Raw genomic sequence first — 17,511 nt, 5'->3', positions numbered from 1 at the left:
CATTGCCTAGTTACTCCGCTGCCGCAGGGGCAGTTTGTCCGTCGGCTGCATCAGCCTGCTGCTTCTTGCCCTTGCGGTCGCCCAGCAGGGACAGCACCCACACGAAGAAGACCGGAACGAACACCACACCCAGCAAGGTGGCGCTCAGCATGCCGCCGATCACCCCTGTACCCAGCGAACGCTGGCTGGCAGCGCCTGCACCGGTGGCAATCACCAGCGGCACCACGCCCAGGATGAAGGCCAGCGAGGTCATCACAATCGGGCGGAAGCGCAGGCGCGCGGCCGTGACGGCAGCTTCCACCAGGGAGAGCCCTTGCTCGCGCAGCGCCTTGGCGAATTCGACGATCAGGATGGCGTTCTTCGCCGCCAGGCCGATCACGGTGATCAGCCCCACCTTGAAGTACACATCGTTGGTCAGCCCGGCCACCGTGACGGCCAGCACCGAGCCCAGGGCACCGATGGGGACGATCAGCATGACGGAGGCGGGGATCGCCCAGCTCTCATACAGCGCCACCAGCAGCAGGAACACCACCAGAATGGCTAGGGCAAACAGAATGGGTGCTTGGGCCCCGGCAAAGCGTTCCTGGTAGGACAGGCCGGTCCACTCGTAGCCAATGCCTTCGGGCAGCTCTTTCATGATGCGTTCCAGCTCGGCCATGGCCTCGCCGGTGCTGTAGCCCGGGCGGGCATCGCCGCCGATCTTGAAGGCCTGGTAACCGTTGTAGCGCGAGATCTGGACCGGGCCGTTCTCCCACTGCGCGGTCACAAACGCGCTCAGCGGCACCTGGTCGCCGGCCCGGTTGGGCACGTGCAGGGTGAGGATGCTCTCCGGGGTGGCGCGGTCGCGCACATCAGCCTGCACCACCACCCGCTGCAGGCGGCCGGCGTTGGCAAAGTCGTTCACGGTGGCAGAGCCAAAGGCCGTCGACAAGGCGGTGCTGATGGTGTCAAAGCCCACGCCCAGCGCCTGCGCCTTGGCGCGGTCCACATCCAGGCGCAGCTGGGGCGCGTCGGCCAGGCCTTCCATCATCGCGTAGGCAATGACCGGGGAGGTGTTGGCCTTGTACAGCAGCGTGCCCAGGGCCTGGGTCAGCACCTCACGGCCCACGCCGCCCCGGTCCTGCAGGCGCAGCGAAAAGCCGCCCGCATTGCCCAGGCCTTCAATGGGCGGCGGGGTCACCGCCATCACCGTGCCGTCGGGGTTGCCCGCAAAGCGGGCGTTCAGCGCGCCGGCCTCGTCGGCCGCAGACTCGCCCGCACCCTTGCGCTCGGACCAGTCCTTGAAGGTCGGGAAACCCAGCGCCGCGTTCTGCCCGGTACCCGAGAAGCTGAAGCCCAGCACCGAGAAGGACGACGACAGCGTCTTGCGCTCTGCCAGGTACTGCTCCACGTCCTTGACCAGTGCTTCCGTGCGGGCGTAGCTGGCGCCAGGGGGCAGCTGCATGTCCACAATCATGTAGCCTTGGTCTTCCGAAGGCACAAACGACTCGGGCACGCGCACATACATCCAGCCCAGCACGCCCACCAGGGCGGCGTAGATCACCATGTAGCGGCCGGTGCGGCGCAGCAGGCGGTGGTTCAGCGCTTCAAAGCGGCCGGTCAGGCGTTCAAAGCTGCGGTTGAACCAGCCAAAGAAGCCGCGCTTGGTGTCGTGGTGGCCCATGGCCACCGGCTTGAGCAGGGTGGCGCACAGCGCGGGCGTGAACGTCAGCGCCAGGAAGCCCGAGAACAGAATGGACACCGCCAGCGACAGCGAGAACTGCTGGTAGATCACGCCCACGGAGCCGCTCATGAACGCCAGCGGCAGGAACACGGCGGCCAGCACCAGGGTGATGCCGACGATGGCACCGCTGACCTGGGACATGGCCTTCACCGTGGCCGCGGCCGGAGACAGGCCTTCCTCGGTCATGATGCGCTCGACGTTTTCCACCACCACAATGGCGTCGTCCACCAGAATGCCGATGGCCAGCACCATGCCGAACATGGTCATCATGTTGACGGAAAAGCCCAGCAGCGACATCACGGCGAAGGTGCCCATCAGGCATACCGGCACCACGATGGTCGGGATCAGGGTGTAGCGCAGGTTCTGCAGGAACAGCAGCATCACCAGGAACACCAGCACCATGGCTTCCAGCAGGGTGTAGATGACCTTCTCGATGGCCACCTTCACGAACAGCGAGGTGTCGTAGGCGATGGAATGCTCGATGTCGGCGGGGAAGGCGGCCGACAGCTCGTTCAACCGGGCCTTGACCGCATCGGCAGTCTGCAGCGCGTTGGCGCCCGGCGCCAGCTGCACGGCAGCGGCCACGGCCTTGCGGCCGTCCTGGCGGCTTTCCACGCTGTAGTCCTGGCGGCCGATCTCCAGGCGCGCCACGTCGCCCAGGCGCACGGCGGAGCCGTCGGTGTTGGCACGCAGCACAATGCGGCCAAATTCCTCTGGCGACTCCAGCATGCCCTTGACCGCCAGGGTGGCCGTCAGCTCCTGCTCGGCCGTGCCGGGACGGCTGCCAAAGCTGCCCGCTGGCACCTGCACGTTCTGCGCCGCAATGGCGCTGTTGACGTCGGCAATGGACAGGCCGTAGCCCAGCAGCTTCTGCGGATCCACCCACACGCGCATGGCGGCTTCGGAGCTGAAGAACTGCAGCTTGCCCACGCCGGGGATGCGGCGGATTTCGTTGTTGATGCGGCGCGCCGCGTAGTCAGCCAGCTCGACCACGTCCTTGCTGCTGTCCTCGGCCTTGTAGCGCAGCGAATAGATCAGCAGAAAGCCGGCATTGGCCTGCTCCACCTGCAGACCCTGCTGGGTCACGGCGGACGGCAGGCGTGCTTCGGCCTTCTTCAGACGGTTCTGCACGTCCACCTGGGCCAGGTCGGCGTCCAGACCCGGCTTGAAGGTGACCGTGATTTCGGCCGAGCCATTGGAGCTGGACGACTCGAAGTACAGCATGCCCTTGGCACCGTTGATTTCCTCTTCGAGGATGCTGGTCACCGATTCGGACACGTCCTTGGCCGAAGCGCCAGGGTAGGTGGCCGCCACGGTGATCTGCGGCGGGGCCACCACCGGGAACTGTGACACCGGTAGCGACGGAATGGACAACACGCCAGCCAGCGTGATGAAGATTGCGACAACCCAGGCAAAGTTGGGCCGTCCAATGAAAAATTTGGACATGGATGCTCAGTGCTTGAAAGCGCCCGCAGGCGCGTGCCCCGGAAACCCGGGGACTGGGTCACGACTCAGGTGCCGGCAGATCCTTTGGCATCGGCCTGTGCCGCAGGCGCACCGGCGGCGGTGGCCGCATCGCCGGGGTTGACCGGGGCACCGCCCACAATCACCTGCTCGCCGCCCTGCAGGCCGGTGGTGATGTGCCAGTCCGGGCCCACCATGCGGCCGGTCTCCACCGGCATTGCCGCCACCTTGCCGTCCTGGCCCAGCACCATCACCAGCGGCTTGCCGTCGGCAGCACGCTTCACGGCGCGCTGGGGCACCATCACCGCCTGGGTCGGTTCGGCGTTGGCCATCTTCACGCGCACATACATGCCGGGCAGCAGCAGGCCGTCGGGGTTGGCGAACTCGCCGCGCAGCGCAATCTGGCCCGTGGTCTTGTCGACCGAGGCATTGGCAAACAGCAGCTTGCCGTCGCGCGTCTGGTCGGTGCCTTCAATGGTGACCGACAGGCGCGTGGCCGCCGTACCGGCGCCCTGTGCCCGGGCCTTCATCACCTCGGCAGCGGCCTGGGTGAAGTCCACATAGACGGGATTCAGCTGCTGGATCACGGCCATGGCCGTGGCCTCGTTCTGCCCCACCAGCGCGCCTTCGGTCACCAGCCCCCGGCCAATGCGCCCGGCAATGGGGGCCACCACGCTGGTGTAGTCCAGGTTCAGCTGCGCCGTGTCCACATCGGCCGCCGCAGACTGGCGCGCCGCCTGGGCGCTCTTGAGCGTGGCCTGGGCGGTGTCGAACTCTTGCTGGCTCACGGCCTCCAGCTTGGCCAGCGGGCTGTAGCGCCGCACCACGGCATCGGCATCGGCCACAGCGGCTTCCGCTTTTGCCAGCTCGGCCTTGGCGCGCGCCAGCGCCGTCCGGTAGGGGGCGGGGTCGATCTTGAACAGCAGCTGCCCGGCCTTGACGTCCGAGCCTTCCACAAAGTTCTTGCTTAGCACAATGCCGGCCACCCGGGCGCGCACCTCGGCCACACGCGTTGCTTCCACGCGGCCGGGCAGTTCCTCCCCCAGGGACAAGGCGCGCTTGCCCGCAGCCTGTACCTCCACCACGGCCGGGCCGCCCGGTGGGCCTCCGGCTTCCGTATGCCCCTGGCTGCAAGCCGTCAAAAAGCCCGCCACCGCCATTGCTGCCATCGCCACCGGCAACCGCCGTTCATTCCACGCCATCTTCTTCCCTCATGCTGTTCTGTGCAGGACCCGTGAATCGGGTAGGGAAAAATTATCACTCATTTGCATCAAATGAATCAAATGTGATTCACATGATTCTTTGTAAGGTCATTGCGGGTGCGAGGGCGTAAAATTGAACCCGTGTGTGCAAAGTTGGGGGCGCAGATCCCCTGTTGCCGCGACTTTTCCCTCCACCACCTTGGAACTTTGAGATGACCGTGTCCGCACCGGATGACAACCGTTTGCTCGCCGCCCTGGCGTTGGCGCTGGTGCAGAAGCCCCGCGCTTCGCTGCAGGAACTGGCCAAGGCGGTGGGCATCAGCAAGGCCACGCTCTACCGCTTCTGCCGCACGCGGGAGGAACTGATCGACCGGCTGATGGCACACGGCACGGCGCTGCTGCACGCCACGGCCGATCTGGTGGAGATTGAAGAGGGCTCGCCCATCCAGGTGCTGCCCAAGCTCATTGCGGCGCAGCTGGAACACCGCGAGCTGATGGCGTTCATGATCTTTTACTGGCGGCCCGATGCGCTGGACAATCCGGCCCAGGCCGCGCAGTGGGATGAGTTCACCCACCGCATGGACGCCTTCTTCCTGCGCGGCCAGCGCGAAGGGGTGTTTCGCATCGACATCTCGGCCGCCGCCCTGAGCGAGGCCTTTGGCGGCCTGTTCTGCGGCCTGGTCGACGCTGAACGCAATGGCCGCGTGGCCCGCACCAGCATTGCGCCCACGCTGGAAGCTCTGTTCCTCAAGGGCGCGTCGGCGTAAAACTCCGGCTAGTTTGGGTTTTCGCCACATCGCGGTGACCCAACGGGTGAGCTTTTGAGGGAGCTTTACCGGTCCAGGGTGGGGCGTTGCAGCCCTTAGCGTGCCGTCGTCCTAGGTCTGTTTTGTAGCGGTTACTGCTGCTCATGGTTGCACCATGACCTACTGGTTCAGCTACATAGCGGCCACCGGAGCACCAAGGCTGGCAGCGGCCCAGCGATGGGTTTCAGATGAGTAGCCGACAGGGGCCATCAGGGCAAGCCGATGGGCTGCTAGAAGTTCGCTATAGCCGCTCAAGAATAGACGCTGCCGGGCCGTTGTGAATCCAGCTTAAGTAAATACTTAATCACACGGGCTTAACTGAGACATAAGGCGGCAGCGTGTGAATAGCTGCCCTTGTCGATGGCACAAACCAGACTTGATGCATCGATTTACCGAGCCCGTCAAAACGGAGCTAAAGCAACGTTCCATCGGAGAGCGTGAATTGGTAGGTTCATTCTTGCTCGAAGCTGATAACCATATTTCTCCCCCTGAAAGCTGCACTGACAAGTCATTTGTCTTGCCGTTGGAACCTTGGTTAGCGTTTCCTATCTGATATTCAGTGGGCAGTGTTAACCCGCGCTCTTCAGACTTAATCAAACAGGGTGTTGAGCCTTCTCAAGACCCGGAGCGATTCACCGCGTAAAAGGTCCGCATAAACAGGGTGCTAAGAACCCCAAAAAACCGGGGCGACATCAAAGGGAGGGAGACATACCATGTGTATTCAACGGAGGATAGTCGAGCATTGCTCAGTGTCTCGATGCTGTGCATCAGAGAATAGGTGAGGACATCGCGCCTAATTTCACCCCGCGCGAACTTGATGTGCTCGAAGCGATGGCAACAGGCCTCAGTTGTAAAGACATCGCCCAGATGCTCGGTATCAGCGAGCACACGGTACGCAAGCACCGCAGCAACATGTGCAGCCGATTGGGTCTGCGAAATGCTGTTGAGCTCGTTACTCATGCACGAGAGCATGGCTGGCTGAAGTTGCCTAGAGCACCTCCAGCCCCTTCCTCTTTCTCCTCGTGAAAAAGAGGTAATGGCGTACGTGCTTGCTGGTCGCACTAGCAAGGAAATTGCACGTGCGCTGTATCTCAGCGACCTCACTGTGCGCAAGCATCGCGAAAATATTCTGCGCAAGCTGGGTCTGAAAAGCACGGTTCAATTGCAGGCCCTCGCAATTCCGGTATCCAATGGCGACGGAGCTGCTGGATGAATTACGGTTTCTCAGTCGGTAGGATTTAGGCATAAGTCAAACCCGCTGCCGCACTACGGATCAAAAGCAATTCAAAGCATCGCTCAAAGCATGAGGTGACTGGATAAGCGCATCTCTTGGCCTGTCGCTGGAAGCGGTAAACGCGGACGTAGCCCGAAGTTCTCGGATGCGGCCATTCAGTTTTGCTTGATGCTCAAGAACTTGTTTGGCCTAGCGCTTCGGCAAGTGACATGAATTTTGCAATCGATGCTGCAATTGTCAGGGCTTGCTGGCCAGCACGAGACTTCAACACTTTGTGTCTGCGCAAATTGGGACTGAATGTTCAAGAGCCTTACACACGCAGCCAAAGTGGATTGCTCCTGTTGCTGGATTCGGCGGGGATTGCGCTCCTGGGCAAAGGTGGGTGGAAGTGCCAGCAACAGGGGGCTGAACGTCGCTGCCAATGGCGCAAGCTGCACATCGGTATTGATGCCTAGACGCTACAGATTATTGCTATCCGCGTGACCTCGAATAATGGAAGTGATGCTGCAGTCGTACCTGACTTTTTGCAGTAGTTACTTGCAGGTGTAGTGCTGAAGGGGCTGACAGGCCAGGGTGCTTATGTCACGCAGTCAGTCTATGAGGCGGCCCAGTTTTTTGTCCTCGCAAGAACTTCCGAATACGCCAATGCAATGCCTTTTGCAGCGCAATGCAGCCATCGTTGCATAAACGCAGGCGGTGAGGTCGAAAGACCTGGAAGCACTGGGTGGCGACCTCCGGTGAGGTTTGTTGGAAACCAAGATGTGCTGCATCACGCGACAGGGCGAACGCCTGATGTCCAAAACCCTTGAGCGCCCAATCAACGAGCTGCAAATTCGTGCAGCCATATGGCCTTAATTCACTGAAATCGATCGTCCTGAGGCACCAACCGTGGCATAGCCACGGCTGGTGCCAGGGCTAAACCGCCTCAAACTTGATTTGCACAAAAAGCCGTGGTGACGCCAGCACCTGATGTCCAAACCTACGTGTTTCACAGGCGTGTACTCAATAAATACGACATTGGAAGTATTCCGTCCTCCTGGTGGTGCTGGGCATCATGAGTCCAACGAATCGCGGACTCTGAGATCTGCGGAATTAAATCAACAGGAGGGCTCCATCGTGTCGAAAAAAGCCTTATCGCAAATCACATCAAAGTTTCTATATCCAGCTATCCCGAGCAGGGAGGCAATGGATGATGAATTGATGTTTTTTCGCCCGGTGTATCTCACCGATGGAGCCCGATCTGTACTGCCTGACTGTGCTCATGCCGAAGTACAGAACGCCCTAATCAATATCACTCCGATTGCCACGACCTGCAGCTGCTCTTCTGTGGTTCGCAATACGTGCACATGACGGTGCCCATTACTTTCATTGTCGGTGACTTAAGCAGTCTGGTGCCCGTGAGCACTTTGGCTCTGCACTCCCTGCACGTGCGCTGAATACCCCTGATGTCACGGTTTTCGCCTCCACGGCTTACGCCTGCCGAGGCATTTCACCGACGCCTTCGCGTCGGATCTTTGTCCGCACCTCTATGGAGTGCATTGCTATGAGTCATTCGCCACGTTCCCCACCTGTTCTCGCTCAAAACCTGCAATCGCGTAGACCCGCGGCCGATAGGCCGGTCTTATAGATCAAGGCGAGCGTTCATTACTTCACTTATCCATGTCGCTCACCGTCCATTCAATTTCAGGAGCTTCAACTATGTCAGATCAAACTATGTTCAGCCAGTTGTACAACGCCCTCGTAGGGAATCTAGGCACACCGAATTTTCAGTTGCTTGGGAATCCCAAGGATTTTAGCTGGAGCACTGCCCCGACCGGGCAATGGGATCCGGCTGCTTATCAGGTCATCAGCGGCATGCCGCAATGGTCTCCGGTTGGTCAGTCCGGTAGCCTCGACTCGACGCTGTTCGATGCAGTCCGCCAGATTTTTGGTCACGTGACCTTCAAGGTCAGTCCGGAGCAGCAAGCCAGCCTGAACGCTCTAGCCGACGCATGCGTTCAGAAAAGCAATGCGATGGTCAAGGCCAACAGCGACATGAATCAGGTCTACCTGTCCTCCAAGCAGAACGGTGGTCTGATCTTCGCAGCGCGTTACCCAGACATCAACGCGTGGATCGACAAAGCGCCGGAGGCTGCGGCCTACGTTCAGACCATTCAGGCTGCCACCGACGCCTATAACCAGGCCGTCAAGATGAAGCTCGAGCTGGAACGAGCAAGCATGCCTAGCGACCTGCAGCGTGCCATCGACATGATGCAGATGCCCTCGGGCAACCCCGCCACGGACAGTGCGCCGGCTGGGTGGACCAAAGTCCCAGACGGTTCGGGCATCTTGCGCTGGCAGCCGGACTTCCGCATCGACACCACGGGTACAGACTGGCGTGCGGCGCTCAGCAATGGCAATGCTGGCGCATTCTCGATCACCATGAATTCGTCCGAATCGAGCAGCGACTTCAAGTCCTCGTTCGCGAAGGGTTCGGCCAGCGTTGGCAACTGGTTCTGGAGCGCCAATGCTTCCGGAGGTTGGAGCAAGTCTGATCTGTTCAATCAGGATTCGAGTTCGTCAGTGACGATCAGCTGCGAGTCCTCCACGCGTGTGAAGGTTAATCCCGGTGATTGGTACCCCGGTGGGTTCATGAGCGAGCTGGCCAAAGCTCAGCAGGGAGCAAGTGGCCAGGGCTACACCATCGTCGCCCCGTGGGTGGCAAACGGTGGTCCAGGCACGAGCTCACTGTTTGGTCCCAACGGCATTGTTGCTGCACGCGTATCAGAGCTGCTGGTTGTTTACAAGCCTTCGTTCGAGATCACGATGAGCGCCAACAGCTATCAGCAGAACAAGCAGGCCTTTGAGGCCAGCGCGGGCGTGCGCATCGGGCCCTTCACCTTTGGTGGATCGGGCGGGCATGAGTCTGAGTACACAAAGACCACTGCAAAGGCCAATACGTTCAGTGGAGGCAGTACCTCGGAGAACCCCCAAATCATCGGCGTGATTGTCGATTTCCCAGGCATCAATTGATCTGAAGACCACCGGGCGGGCGGACCGTTGAAGTGAGTCCAGCCCGCCCGTTAACTGGAGACAGTGAACATGAGTGTGATTAATCAGTTCCTCGGAGGCCTAGGCAGCATGATGCCTCCTTCCACAAGCGTATCAAGTCAGTTGAAAACCTGCGCGGTGTTGAAGCAATCGGTTGCTGCTTCGGCTCCGTTGGTGCGGGGGCAGATGTTGATGCCGGTGACCGCGTGGAACTGGCCGGATCCGGTGACTGGCACGATGGCCAACTCACAGTTCAGCTTCGCAGACACGGTGCCCCAATCCGCTGACAACGGTAACCTGTATCAACCATCAGGTCGCAGCTTTTCACAGGGATATATGACCTTCCTGCAGGTACTCGAGACCTGCAAATTTCCCTATCCGGCGATGCTTGCGAGCGCGATGCAAAACATTGCCCGCCCTGTGGGCGACCCTGCAACCTCTCCCACCCCCGCAGGATGGACCAAAGTGAACGATGCCGGCTACTTGCGGTGGCGGCCCATCTGGACCCTGCCTGAGAGCTCGACGGATTGGCGGGCTGCAGTGGCCGCTGGCACGATTGCAAACCCAGGAACTTTGCGACTGAATCTCAACGACACATCTGGATCAGGACAGCAGTCTCCGGCTTCTTTACGGGCCTTTGATGCTGATGGGCAGGATCTTTCGCTGCCGGCGACTCCGTTGGAGACGGTCACGATCACTGCTGAGTGCTGGGACCAAGTGTCCATTTTCCCCGGTAGTTGGTACGACGCGTCGATGGTGGCACTCGGTCGTGGCTTGGTGCCCGATGCAAATATGTTTTTCGGCCCCAGTGGCCTCATGGCCTGCCGAGTCTCATCTTTCTATGTAGCTTTGAAGCCTAGCTTCGACTTCACGGCTGCGGCGCCTATCCCCCTCTCACTGCGTCAAACGCTAGACGACGCTGACACTGTGCAAGCAATGGGTGTGCCTGTCCGCCGATCACGCCTCGACGGAGGAACGAGTCAGCTACTGCGCCTTGAGAACACCGATCCTGCGCCGGTCATTGTCGCTGTGAGTCTCGAAACCTTGGCGTGATTAGTCATGTGCGCGACGCGTCACGCTGTGTGCGTTGGGCTGTCTAAGGGTAACGAGGCTCGGGCAATTGGCCATGGAGCAAATGAGTACACCGCAGACCGAAAGCCGACCAATACCCAAAAGGGTACGCAGACCACTAGACATGATTGGCGATGGCAGCATCAGAGTCGCAGTACGCCAATTATTCCGATACTACCTTCGCAAGCTGGGCTTAAGCACGGCTGCAAGAAATTCGAGCAAAGCGGACGTCTAAGCCGGTTTTGCGAATGTGTGTCCACTCATTCACATGCGGATTGTGAAGAACCGCCCTAGTTTTTTCTGTCACCAGGCAAGCACCAGCGACGCCAATCCCTCGTGTCGCTAGACATTGTGGAACGCCAAGCGCTTTCCTCGCAGATTTTTCTTATTTCGGTGGTGCGCGCACAGTTAGACAGCAGGTGTACGTGCCACACCCCATTCACATCAGTAACGGAGAACATTATGCCAAGTCTCGTCAATATCAGTCCCCAAGGTCCTAGCCAGGTCGGCATCTGGGGGTTTCACGATGCAATCAGCGTCCAGCATGTCGCGGCAGCGGTCAAACAGATCGGTGGACAACTCCACGGCCGCGGCCACACTATTCACATCATGTCGGGTACCCATGGGTACTGCTCAGGAAAAATTGGTCAAGTGGCGTCCCGCGAGGAGAAGTTCGCAGACGAGGATCGGCGTCTCGCAGCACCACAAACCGCAGACAAACAGTCCGTCACTCTGATCGTCCACGATTTCAATAACAAGGTTCCTACAGAGCCAGACCCGCAGACAGCAGTGATGGCTAAGCTAAACAGCACCATTCGAAGCCTTGTCCCCAAAGGTAAGGAGGGGTACCACACCTTTTTGCTGGCTTATTGCTGTAGCGCGGGCACGCGATAACACTGCACTGGTGCGGTGAGAAAAGGTGCCGAGGCATTGTTTCCCCAAGCATAACCCTCGGCACCAATCTACGCTGCCATCTTTCTCTCCTTCAAGTGAATCGACCAGAGCGTTCCAGATTAATCACGGATTGATTGCGCTATCTGCCCATTGTCCGAACCTGCACCTTTTATGACCGCCACATGTAGATGGGCTACGCTGATGTCAAGCCACCAATCATCCAGTCGTAAGCATTCAGTGTTGTATCAAACAGGAATTGCACATAGCGATTAGCGTGAATTCATGTTGGGTATCACGCGACATGCTCTTTTCGAGCACTGCAATTGGTGCTCGCGATTGCTGCGCGATGACACACCTGAGACCGGCGCGCAATGACGCGCTGATATAAGCGTGCCTTTCCCCGAAATGGTGGCACTCAGACCGGCCGTGACCGTCGGACTCCTGAGCACAGCGGCTTTCCTTGGCTGAATTAGCTCGAGGTCTGGTATCAGAATCTGCTGCAACTCATTCCCAAAACCTGAAGGGCAGAAATCAGTCTGTATCAGTCACAGGAGAAGAAGCGGCAAAGGGCTGCTTAAGGTCGATGGGCGATTACCGAAGGTCGCCCCGCACGCGGTTTTCGCATCAACCCGGGGCAGCCCAACAAACGCTGCACGTAGCGCCGTGGGCTGGTTCGACTCAGCATGCCCAACCACAGGCCGCCCAGCGGCCTGCGTCCCAAAGCTATGGGCGTTGCCCTGCCCAAAACTCAGGGCACAGCCCTCGGCTGGGGCCCTTCATAGGTCCACAGATATTCGCGCGGGATCGGGCCTTTGTTGCGGCCGCCTTGTCCGGTCTGCTCCCAGGCATGGGAGAGGATGCCGACCGAGCGTGACAGGCAGAACAGGCCGCGCGCCAGGGGGGCGGGAAAGCCCAGCTCGGCATAGATGACGGCGGTGGCGCCGTCGATGTTCATGGGGATGCGACGGCCGTCCTTGCGGCGGGCCAGCTCGGCTTCGACCGCGCGGCCGATGGCGGCGAACTTGCCGTCCACCACGCCGGCCTGGGCGGCTTCGTCCACCAGCTGCAGCAGGCGCGGCGCGCGCGGGTCAACCGGGTGAAAGCGGTGGCCAAAGCCGGACACGAACTTGCCGTGGCGCGCGATGGCGCTGTCCAGGCCCAGGCGCGTGGCGGCCTCCAGGTCTGCCCCTGCCGCCTGGTGCGCCGCAATCTCCTGGTACATCTCCACCGCCTGCTCGCCGGCGCCGCCGTGCACATCGCCCAGCACGTTCACGGCCGAGGCCATGGCGTTGTTCAGGCCCACGCCGCAGGTGGTGGCCATGCGGGCAATGGCAATGCTGGGCGCTTGCGGGCCGTGGTCCACGGCCGACATCAGCGCGGCATCCAGCAACCGGCCCTGGCCTTCGCTGGGCAGCTCGCCCCGGGTCATCAGCCAGATCATCTGCGCAAAGTTCACGCGGCCGATCAGGTCTTCGATGGCGTAGCCGCTGTAGCGGATCACGCCGGGTTGCATGTCGATGATGGAGGTGCGCCACCAATCGCTGACGCGGGGGTCTTGCGTGCTCATACCACTTTCTCCTTTACCAGGGTGTCAATGTCGGTCTGGGAATAGCCCAGTTCGGCCAGGATGTCGGCCGTGTGCTGGCCCAGTTGCGGGGGCGGGGTGTCCACGGTCGGCGCTTCGCCGTTGAGCTTGAAGCCCGTGCGCAGCACCCGGATGTCGCGGCCCACACCGGGCACATCCTCGAACGTGCCGATCATTCCGCGCTCGGCAATCTGGGGAATGTCCAGTGCCTGGGGCACGGTGTAGACCGGCCCGGCGGGGACCCCCGCCGCGTTCAGCAAGGCCCACCAGGCGTTGGCGGACTGGCTGGCCAGCGCGCCTTCCATCAGTTCCTTGAGCTGCGCGCGGTGCTGCAAACGGCCCTGGCGTGCGGCAAAGCGCGCATCGCTGATCCACTCCGGGTGGCCCAGCACCTGGCAGACGGCTTCAAACTGTTCCTGCTTGTTGGCGGCAATGTTCAGCAGCCCGTCCCCGGTGCGGAACGTGCCGGAGGGGCTGGCGGTCACGTTGTCATTGCCCAGCGGCTGGGGTTCGCGCCCGGCGATCAGGTGGTTGGAGACGGCCCAACCCATGGTAGCCATGGCCGCTTCCAGCATGGACACGTCGATGAACACCCCCTGGGTGCGGTGGCGGTCGGCCAGGGCGCTGGCCACGGCAAAGGCCGCGGTGATGCCGCCGATGGTGTCTGCCACCGGGTAGCCCACGCGGTAGGGCGCGTTCTCTGGGGCGCCGGTGATGCTCATCATGCCGGACATGCCCTGGATGATCTGGTCATAGGCGGGCAGGTCCCGCAAGGGCCCGTCCTGGCCGAACCCCGAGATGGCGCAGTAGATCAGCTTGGGGTTCTCTTTCAGCAGGTCTTCGTAGCCCAGTTCCAGGCGCTGCATCACGCCCGGGCGGTAGTTTTCCACCAGCACATCGGCCGTGCGCACCAGGCGCCGCAGCGCCTCTTTGCCCTGCGGGTGCTTGAGGTTCAGCGTGATGGAACGCTTGCCAGGGTTTTGGGCCAGAAAGGAGACCCCCATGTGGACCTGGTTCAACGCGGGGTCCGCGCCCAGCTGCCGGGCCAGGTCGCCGCCCTGGCAGGCTTCGACCTTGATGACATCGGCGCCCATGTGGGCGAGCTGATGGCATGCGAACGGGCCGGCCAGTACGTTGGTCAGGTCCAGCACGCGGATGCCGTGCAGGGGTTTGATAGCCATGGTGGGATTCCTTATTCCGCCTTGATGCCGGCAGCCTTGATGACGGCTGCCCAGCGTTGCATTTCTGACGCGGCCAGCTGGCCTGCCTGCGCAGGGGTGTTGGCCACCGGCGTCAGTCCTTGTTCCGCCAGCCGCCGCTTGCCGTCCGCCGAGGTGAGGGTGGCTGCAATCGCGTGGTTCAACTGGTCGATGATGGGCGCCGGCGTGCCGGCGCGCACCGCAAAGCCCACCCAGAAATCCATCACAAAGCTGGGCAGGTTGGCCTCTTTGGCGGACGGCACATCGGGCAGCAGCGGTGAGCGCGTGTCGCTGGTCACCACCAGGGCCCGCAGCTTGCCGGACTTGATGTGCGGCAGCGCCGTGGGCAGCGATGTCACCAGCGCCTGCACCTGGCCGGCCATCAGGTCGGTCAGCACCTGGCCGGCGCCCTTGTAGGGCACGTGCACCAGCTCCACCCCGGCGGCGCTTTTGAACAGCTCCCCGCCCAGGTGGGTGTTGGTGCCGTTGCCGCCAGATCCGTAGTTCATGCTGCCGGGCTTGGCCTTGGCCAGCGCCACAAACTCCTGCACGTTCTTGGCGGGCACATTGGGGTTGATGACCAGCACGTGCGGCGCCGCGGCGGCGGTGATGACATGGGCGAAATCCTTGCGTCCATCGAACGGCAGCTTGGGGAACAGGCCCGGGGCAATGGTGAAGGACATCTCCGTGGTCAGCAGGGTGTAGCCGTCCGGGGCCGAGCGCGCGGCCGCACTCCAGCCGATCTGGCCGCCGCCGCCCACGCGGTTGTCGGCGATCAGCGATTGCCCCAGGCTGTTGCCCAGCTGGGTGGTGACCAGGCGGGCCACGATGTCCGTGGTGCCGCCCACGGAATAGGGGACGATGACCGTGATGGGTTTGGCCGGGTAGGTGGGGGTCTGGGCAACGGCCGCTGCAGACACGGTCAGCGCGGTGACGGCGGTGGCGACAGTGGCTGCCGCCGCCAGGGCACGGGTGAAGATCATGGTGTTCTCCTGGGTGGCGGGGCGTTCAGTCGAGCTTGGCGTTGCTTTCGCGGACCACGGCGGTCCAGCGCTTCTGCTCCGCCGCCAGCAGCTTGGCGGCTTCCTGCGAACTGCCGCCCATGGGCGTGCTGCCTTCGGCCTGCAAGGTGCTGATGGTGTCCGGGCGGGCCAGGGCCTTGGCCACTTCGGCCTGCAGCTTGGTCAGGATGGCGGGCGGGGTGCCTGCCGGGGCGACCAGCATCTTCCAGTCGCTGGTCTGGAAGTCCTTGTACCCGCCTTCGGCCACGGTGGGCACTTCCGGCAGGGCGGGCAGGCGCGCCGACGAGCTGACGGCCAGGGCGCGCAGCTTGCCGGCCTTCAGAAACGCCAGCACCGTCTGCGGCGTGGCAAAGTAGTAATCCACCTGGCCGCCCAGCAGGTCATTGGCGGCGGGGCCTGCGCCCTTGTAGGGCACGTGCAGGGTCTTGATGCCGGCCTGGCGTGTGAACACTTCCCCGGTCAAATGCCCCACCGTGCCGTTGCCTGCTGATGCCATGGTCAGCGTTTCCGGCTTGGCCTTGGCGGCGCTGACCAGGTCGGCCAGCGTCTTGTATTTGGAGTTGCTGTTGACCACCAGTACCACGGGCTGGCCGGCCACCGTGGCCACCGGCGCGAACGCCTTGGCGGCGTCGTAGGGCATCTTGGCGTAGAGCGAGGGGTTGATGGCCAGGTTGGCGGTTTGCCCCATGCCCAGGGTGTAGCCGTCGGGCTGCGCCTTGGCCACCCCGTCCATTCCGATGTTGCCGCCGGCGCCCGGCCGGTTTTCCACAATCAGGTTCCAGCCGGTGGACAGGCGGATTTTTTCCAGCACCATGCGCGTCACGATGTCGGTGCCACCCGCCGGCGGAAACGGCACGATGACCTTGATGGGCTGGTTGGGGTAGGCCGGCTGGGCATGGGCTGCCAGCGCCAGGGTGGCGAGCGCGCACGCCCCTGCAATGCGGGAAAGAATGGCCATGGTTTTGTCTCCTTCGTTGATGTAGTTGCCGCGGCTACCGGCCCAGCCCGTACACGCGGCTTGCCGTGCCTTCAAAAAGCTGCTGTCGCTCTGCGGGCGAAAAATCCTGGCTCAGCCTTTTGAATGCGTTCCATCCGTTGACAAAGCTGTAGGAGCCCTTGTCTACGGGGAAATTGCTCTCGAACATGCAGCGCTCGGGACCGAAAAGGTCGATGCACGTCCGCATCCAGGGCGCCCAGTGCTCTGCCAGCTGCTGGGAAGAGGGGGGCAGGGCGCCTTTGTGGAAACCGAAGCCGTTGATGCGCATGCCCAGGCCGCCCAGCTTCACGTACACATTGGGCCGGCGTGCCAGCGCCTGCATGGCTTGGCGCCAGTGGTGAAAGACCTCCGGGCCCCGGTCCGTATAGGCCCCGATGCGCACGATGCCGCCGCAGTGGTTCACGATGATCGGCAGGTCCGGAAAGGCGTCGGCCACCTCGGCCAGTTCGGCCAGCTGGGGCCAGAACAGCCAGGCGTCGTACGACAGCTGGCGCTGTGCCAACTGCGCCAGACCGGCGCGGTAGCTGGCATCCCGCAGCAGGTGGGGCGGTGCGGCGGTCAAGGGGTTGGCCAGGGTGGCATCGGCATCCCAGGTGACCAGATGGCGCACACCGCGCAGGCGGCCCTGGCCGGCCAGCTCGTGCGCCTCCAGCACGGCGGCCACTTCGCTGCCCAGGCGCAGATCCGCGTAGCCCACGATGGCCTGGGCGATTTGCGGTTCGGCGGATTGCGCCGGGTCAGTGGGATCAACGGGATCAGCCGGCGTGGAGGCCACCACAAATTCGGTCTCGCCCACCGGCCGCAGTGCTTCAGGCCCACCGGGGCGGTAGCGCGTCAGGGCCTGCATGTAGACCGAGGCGCGGATGTGGTGCCCCGACGTTGCATCGGCCAGGTAGTCGTCCTTCAGGTACGACCAGCCCGGGCGGTCGTAAAAGTGGTGGTGGGCGTCGACGATGGGCAGCTGCGGCTCCAGGGCGGTTTCCGCCCCCAGCGCCAGCCAGTCTGCGCGCACGGGAAGGTAGTTGGTGCTCATGGGTGCAGCCCTCCTGCGGCGGCCGGCAGCACCGCCGTGCCCAGCCGCCATGTGCCGGCCGGTGCCAGGCGGGTGGCGCCATGGCTCACCGTGCTGGCGGCCGCATCCGGCGACGCGGTTGCGCAAACACGGCCACAGGCCATGGGCTCCGGTGCCAGTGCCACCACGGCGGCCATTTGCTGCGCCAGGGTCCGCACCGTGTGGGTGATGACCGTGCCGTAGCCGGGTGCAAGCAACATTCCTGTCTCCAC

At 62.3% G+C, this 17,511-nt stretch carries 15 protein-coding genes and 1 pseudogene; 8 read left to right on the top strand and 8 right to left on the bottom strand.

Annotated features, from left to right (window positions below; genetic code table 11):
* Positions 1–10: 10 nt before the first annotated feature.
* Positions 11–3,169 (bottom strand): multidrug efflux RND transporter permease subunit, encoded by a 3,159-nt coding sequence (locus QM470_RS02835; protein WP_283338086.1) that lies wholly within the window; start codon positions 3,167–3,169, stop codon positions 11–13.
* Positions 3,170–3,234: 65 nt separating this feature from the next.
* The gene (locus QM470_RS02830) at positions 3,235–4,389 is read right to left on the bottom strand and encodes an efflux RND transporter periplasmic adaptor subunit (RefSeq protein ID WP_283338085.1); all 1,155 of its coding nucleotides are present in this window, start codon (positions 4,387–4,389) and stop codon (positions 3,235–3,237) included.
* A gap of 212 nt (positions 4,390–4,601) precedes the next feature.
* Here QM470_RS02830 and QM470_RS02825 point away from each other — a divergent pair, with 212 nt between their 5' ends.
* The 8 genes and pseudogenes from QM470_RS02825 to QM470_RS02795 all read left to right on the top strand — a co-directional run bounded on the left by QM470_RS02825 (position 4,602) and on the right by QM470_RS02795 (position 11,424).
* Complete coding sequence (locus QM470_RS02825) at positions 4,602–5,156, top strand: TetR/AcrR family transcriptional regulator (RefSeq protein WP_280011997.1); 555 nt, start codon at positions 4,602–4,604, stop codon at positions 5,154–5,156.
* Between the two features lie 870 nt (positions 5,157–6,026).
* The gene (locus QM470_RS02820; protein WP_283338084.1) at positions 6,027–6,221 is read left to right on the top strand and encodes a response regulator transcription factor; all 195 of its coding nucleotides are present in this window, start codon (positions 6,027–6,029) and stop codon (positions 6,219–6,221) included.
* Positions 6,222–6,231: 10 nt separating this feature from the next.
* Positions 6,232–6,408, top strand: a complete 177-nt coding sequence (locus QM470_RS02815) for a response regulator transcription factor (RefSeq protein WP_283338083.1) — start codon at positions 6,232–6,234, stop codon at positions 6,406–6,408.
* 99 nt (positions 6,409–6,507) lie between these two features.
* On the top strand, positions 6,508–6,642 hold the full coding sequence (locus QM470_RS21435; RefSeq protein ID WP_502846797.1) for a transposase: 135 nt from the start codon (positions 6,508–6,510) through the stop codon (positions 6,640–6,642).
* Between the two features lie 107 nt (positions 6,643–6,749).
* Positions 6,750–6,956, top strand: a pseudogene (locus QM470_RS21430) (transposase); the annotation flags it as partial.
* Between the two features lie 1,171 nt (positions 6,957–8,127).
* Positions 8,128–9,441, top strand: a complete 1,314-nt coding sequence (locus QM470_RS02805) for a hypothetical protein (protein ID WP_283338082.1) — start codon at positions 8,128–8,130, stop codon at positions 9,439–9,441.
* A gap of 69 nt (positions 9,442–9,510) precedes the next feature.
* Positions 9,511–10,512, top strand: a complete 1,002-nt coding sequence (locus QM470_RS02800) for a hypothetical protein (protein WP_283338081.1) — start codon at positions 9,511–9,513, stop codon at positions 10,510–10,512.
* Positions 10,513–10,992: 480 nt separating this feature from the next.
* Positions 10,993–11,424: a hypothetical protein gene (locus QM470_RS02795; RefSeq protein WP_283338080.1), complete on the top strand. Its 432-nt coding sequence runs from the start codon at positions 10,993–10,995 to the stop codon at positions 11,422–11,424.
* A gap of 748 nt (positions 11,425–12,172) precedes the next feature.
* Here the strand turns inward: QM470_RS02795 and QM470_RS02790 are convergent.
* Genes QM470_RS02790 through QM470_RS02765 form a run of 6 tightly spaced genes read right to left on the bottom strand, consistent with a single transcriptional unit; the run spans position 12,173 to position 17,499 of the window.
* Positions 12,173–12,991: a citryl-CoA lyase gene (locus tag QM470_RS02790; RefSeq protein ID WP_218331845.1), complete on the bottom strand. Its 819-nt coding sequence runs from the start codon at positions 12,989–12,991 to the stop codon at positions 12,173–12,175.
* Positions 12,988–14,190, bottom strand: a complete 1,203-nt coding sequence (locus tag QM470_RS02785; RefSeq protein ID WP_283338079.1) for a CaiB/BaiF CoA transferase family protein — start codon at positions 14,188–14,190, stop codon at positions 12,988–12,990. Before QM470_RS02785 ends, QM470_RS02790 begins: the two co-directional genes overlap by 4 nt.
* Before the next feature lie 11 nt (positions 14,191–14,201).
* Positions 14,202–15,191, bottom strand: coding sequence for a Bug family tripartite tricarboxylate transporter substrate binding protein (locus QM470_RS02780; RefSeq protein WP_283338078.1), 990 nt, complete (start codon positions 15,189–15,191; stop codon positions 14,202–14,204).
* A gap of 25 nt (positions 15,192–15,216) precedes the next feature.
* Positions 15,217–16,188 carry a Bug family tripartite tricarboxylate transporter substrate binding protein gene (locus tag QM470_RS02775; RefSeq protein ID WP_283338077.1) on the bottom strand — a complete coding sequence of 324 codons (972 nt, stop codon included), beginning with the start codon at positions 16,186–16,188 and terminating at the stop codon, positions 15,217–15,219.
* Positions 16,189–16,222: 34 nt separating this feature from the next.
* On the bottom strand, positions 16,223–17,311 hold the full coding sequence (locus QM470_RS02770; RefSeq protein ID WP_283338076.1) for an amidohydrolase family protein: 1,089 nt from the start codon (positions 17,309–17,311) through the stop codon (positions 16,223–16,225).
* A complete protein-coding gene (locus tag QM470_RS02765; protein ID WP_283338075.1) occupies positions 17,257–17,499 on the bottom strand; it encodes a hypothetical protein in 243 nt (80 codons plus the stop codon). Before QM470_RS02765 ends, QM470_RS02770 begins: the two co-directional genes overlap by 55 nt.
* Positions 17,500–17,511: the final 12 nt, after the last annotated feature.

The organism is Comamonas sp. 17RB, from assembly GCF_030056555.1.
Lineage (GTDB): Bacteria > Pseudomonadota > Gammaproteobacteria > Burkholderiales > Burkholderiaceae_C > Comamonas > Comamonas terrigena.
This window is presented reverse-complemented; position numbering and strand designations above follow the sequence as displayed.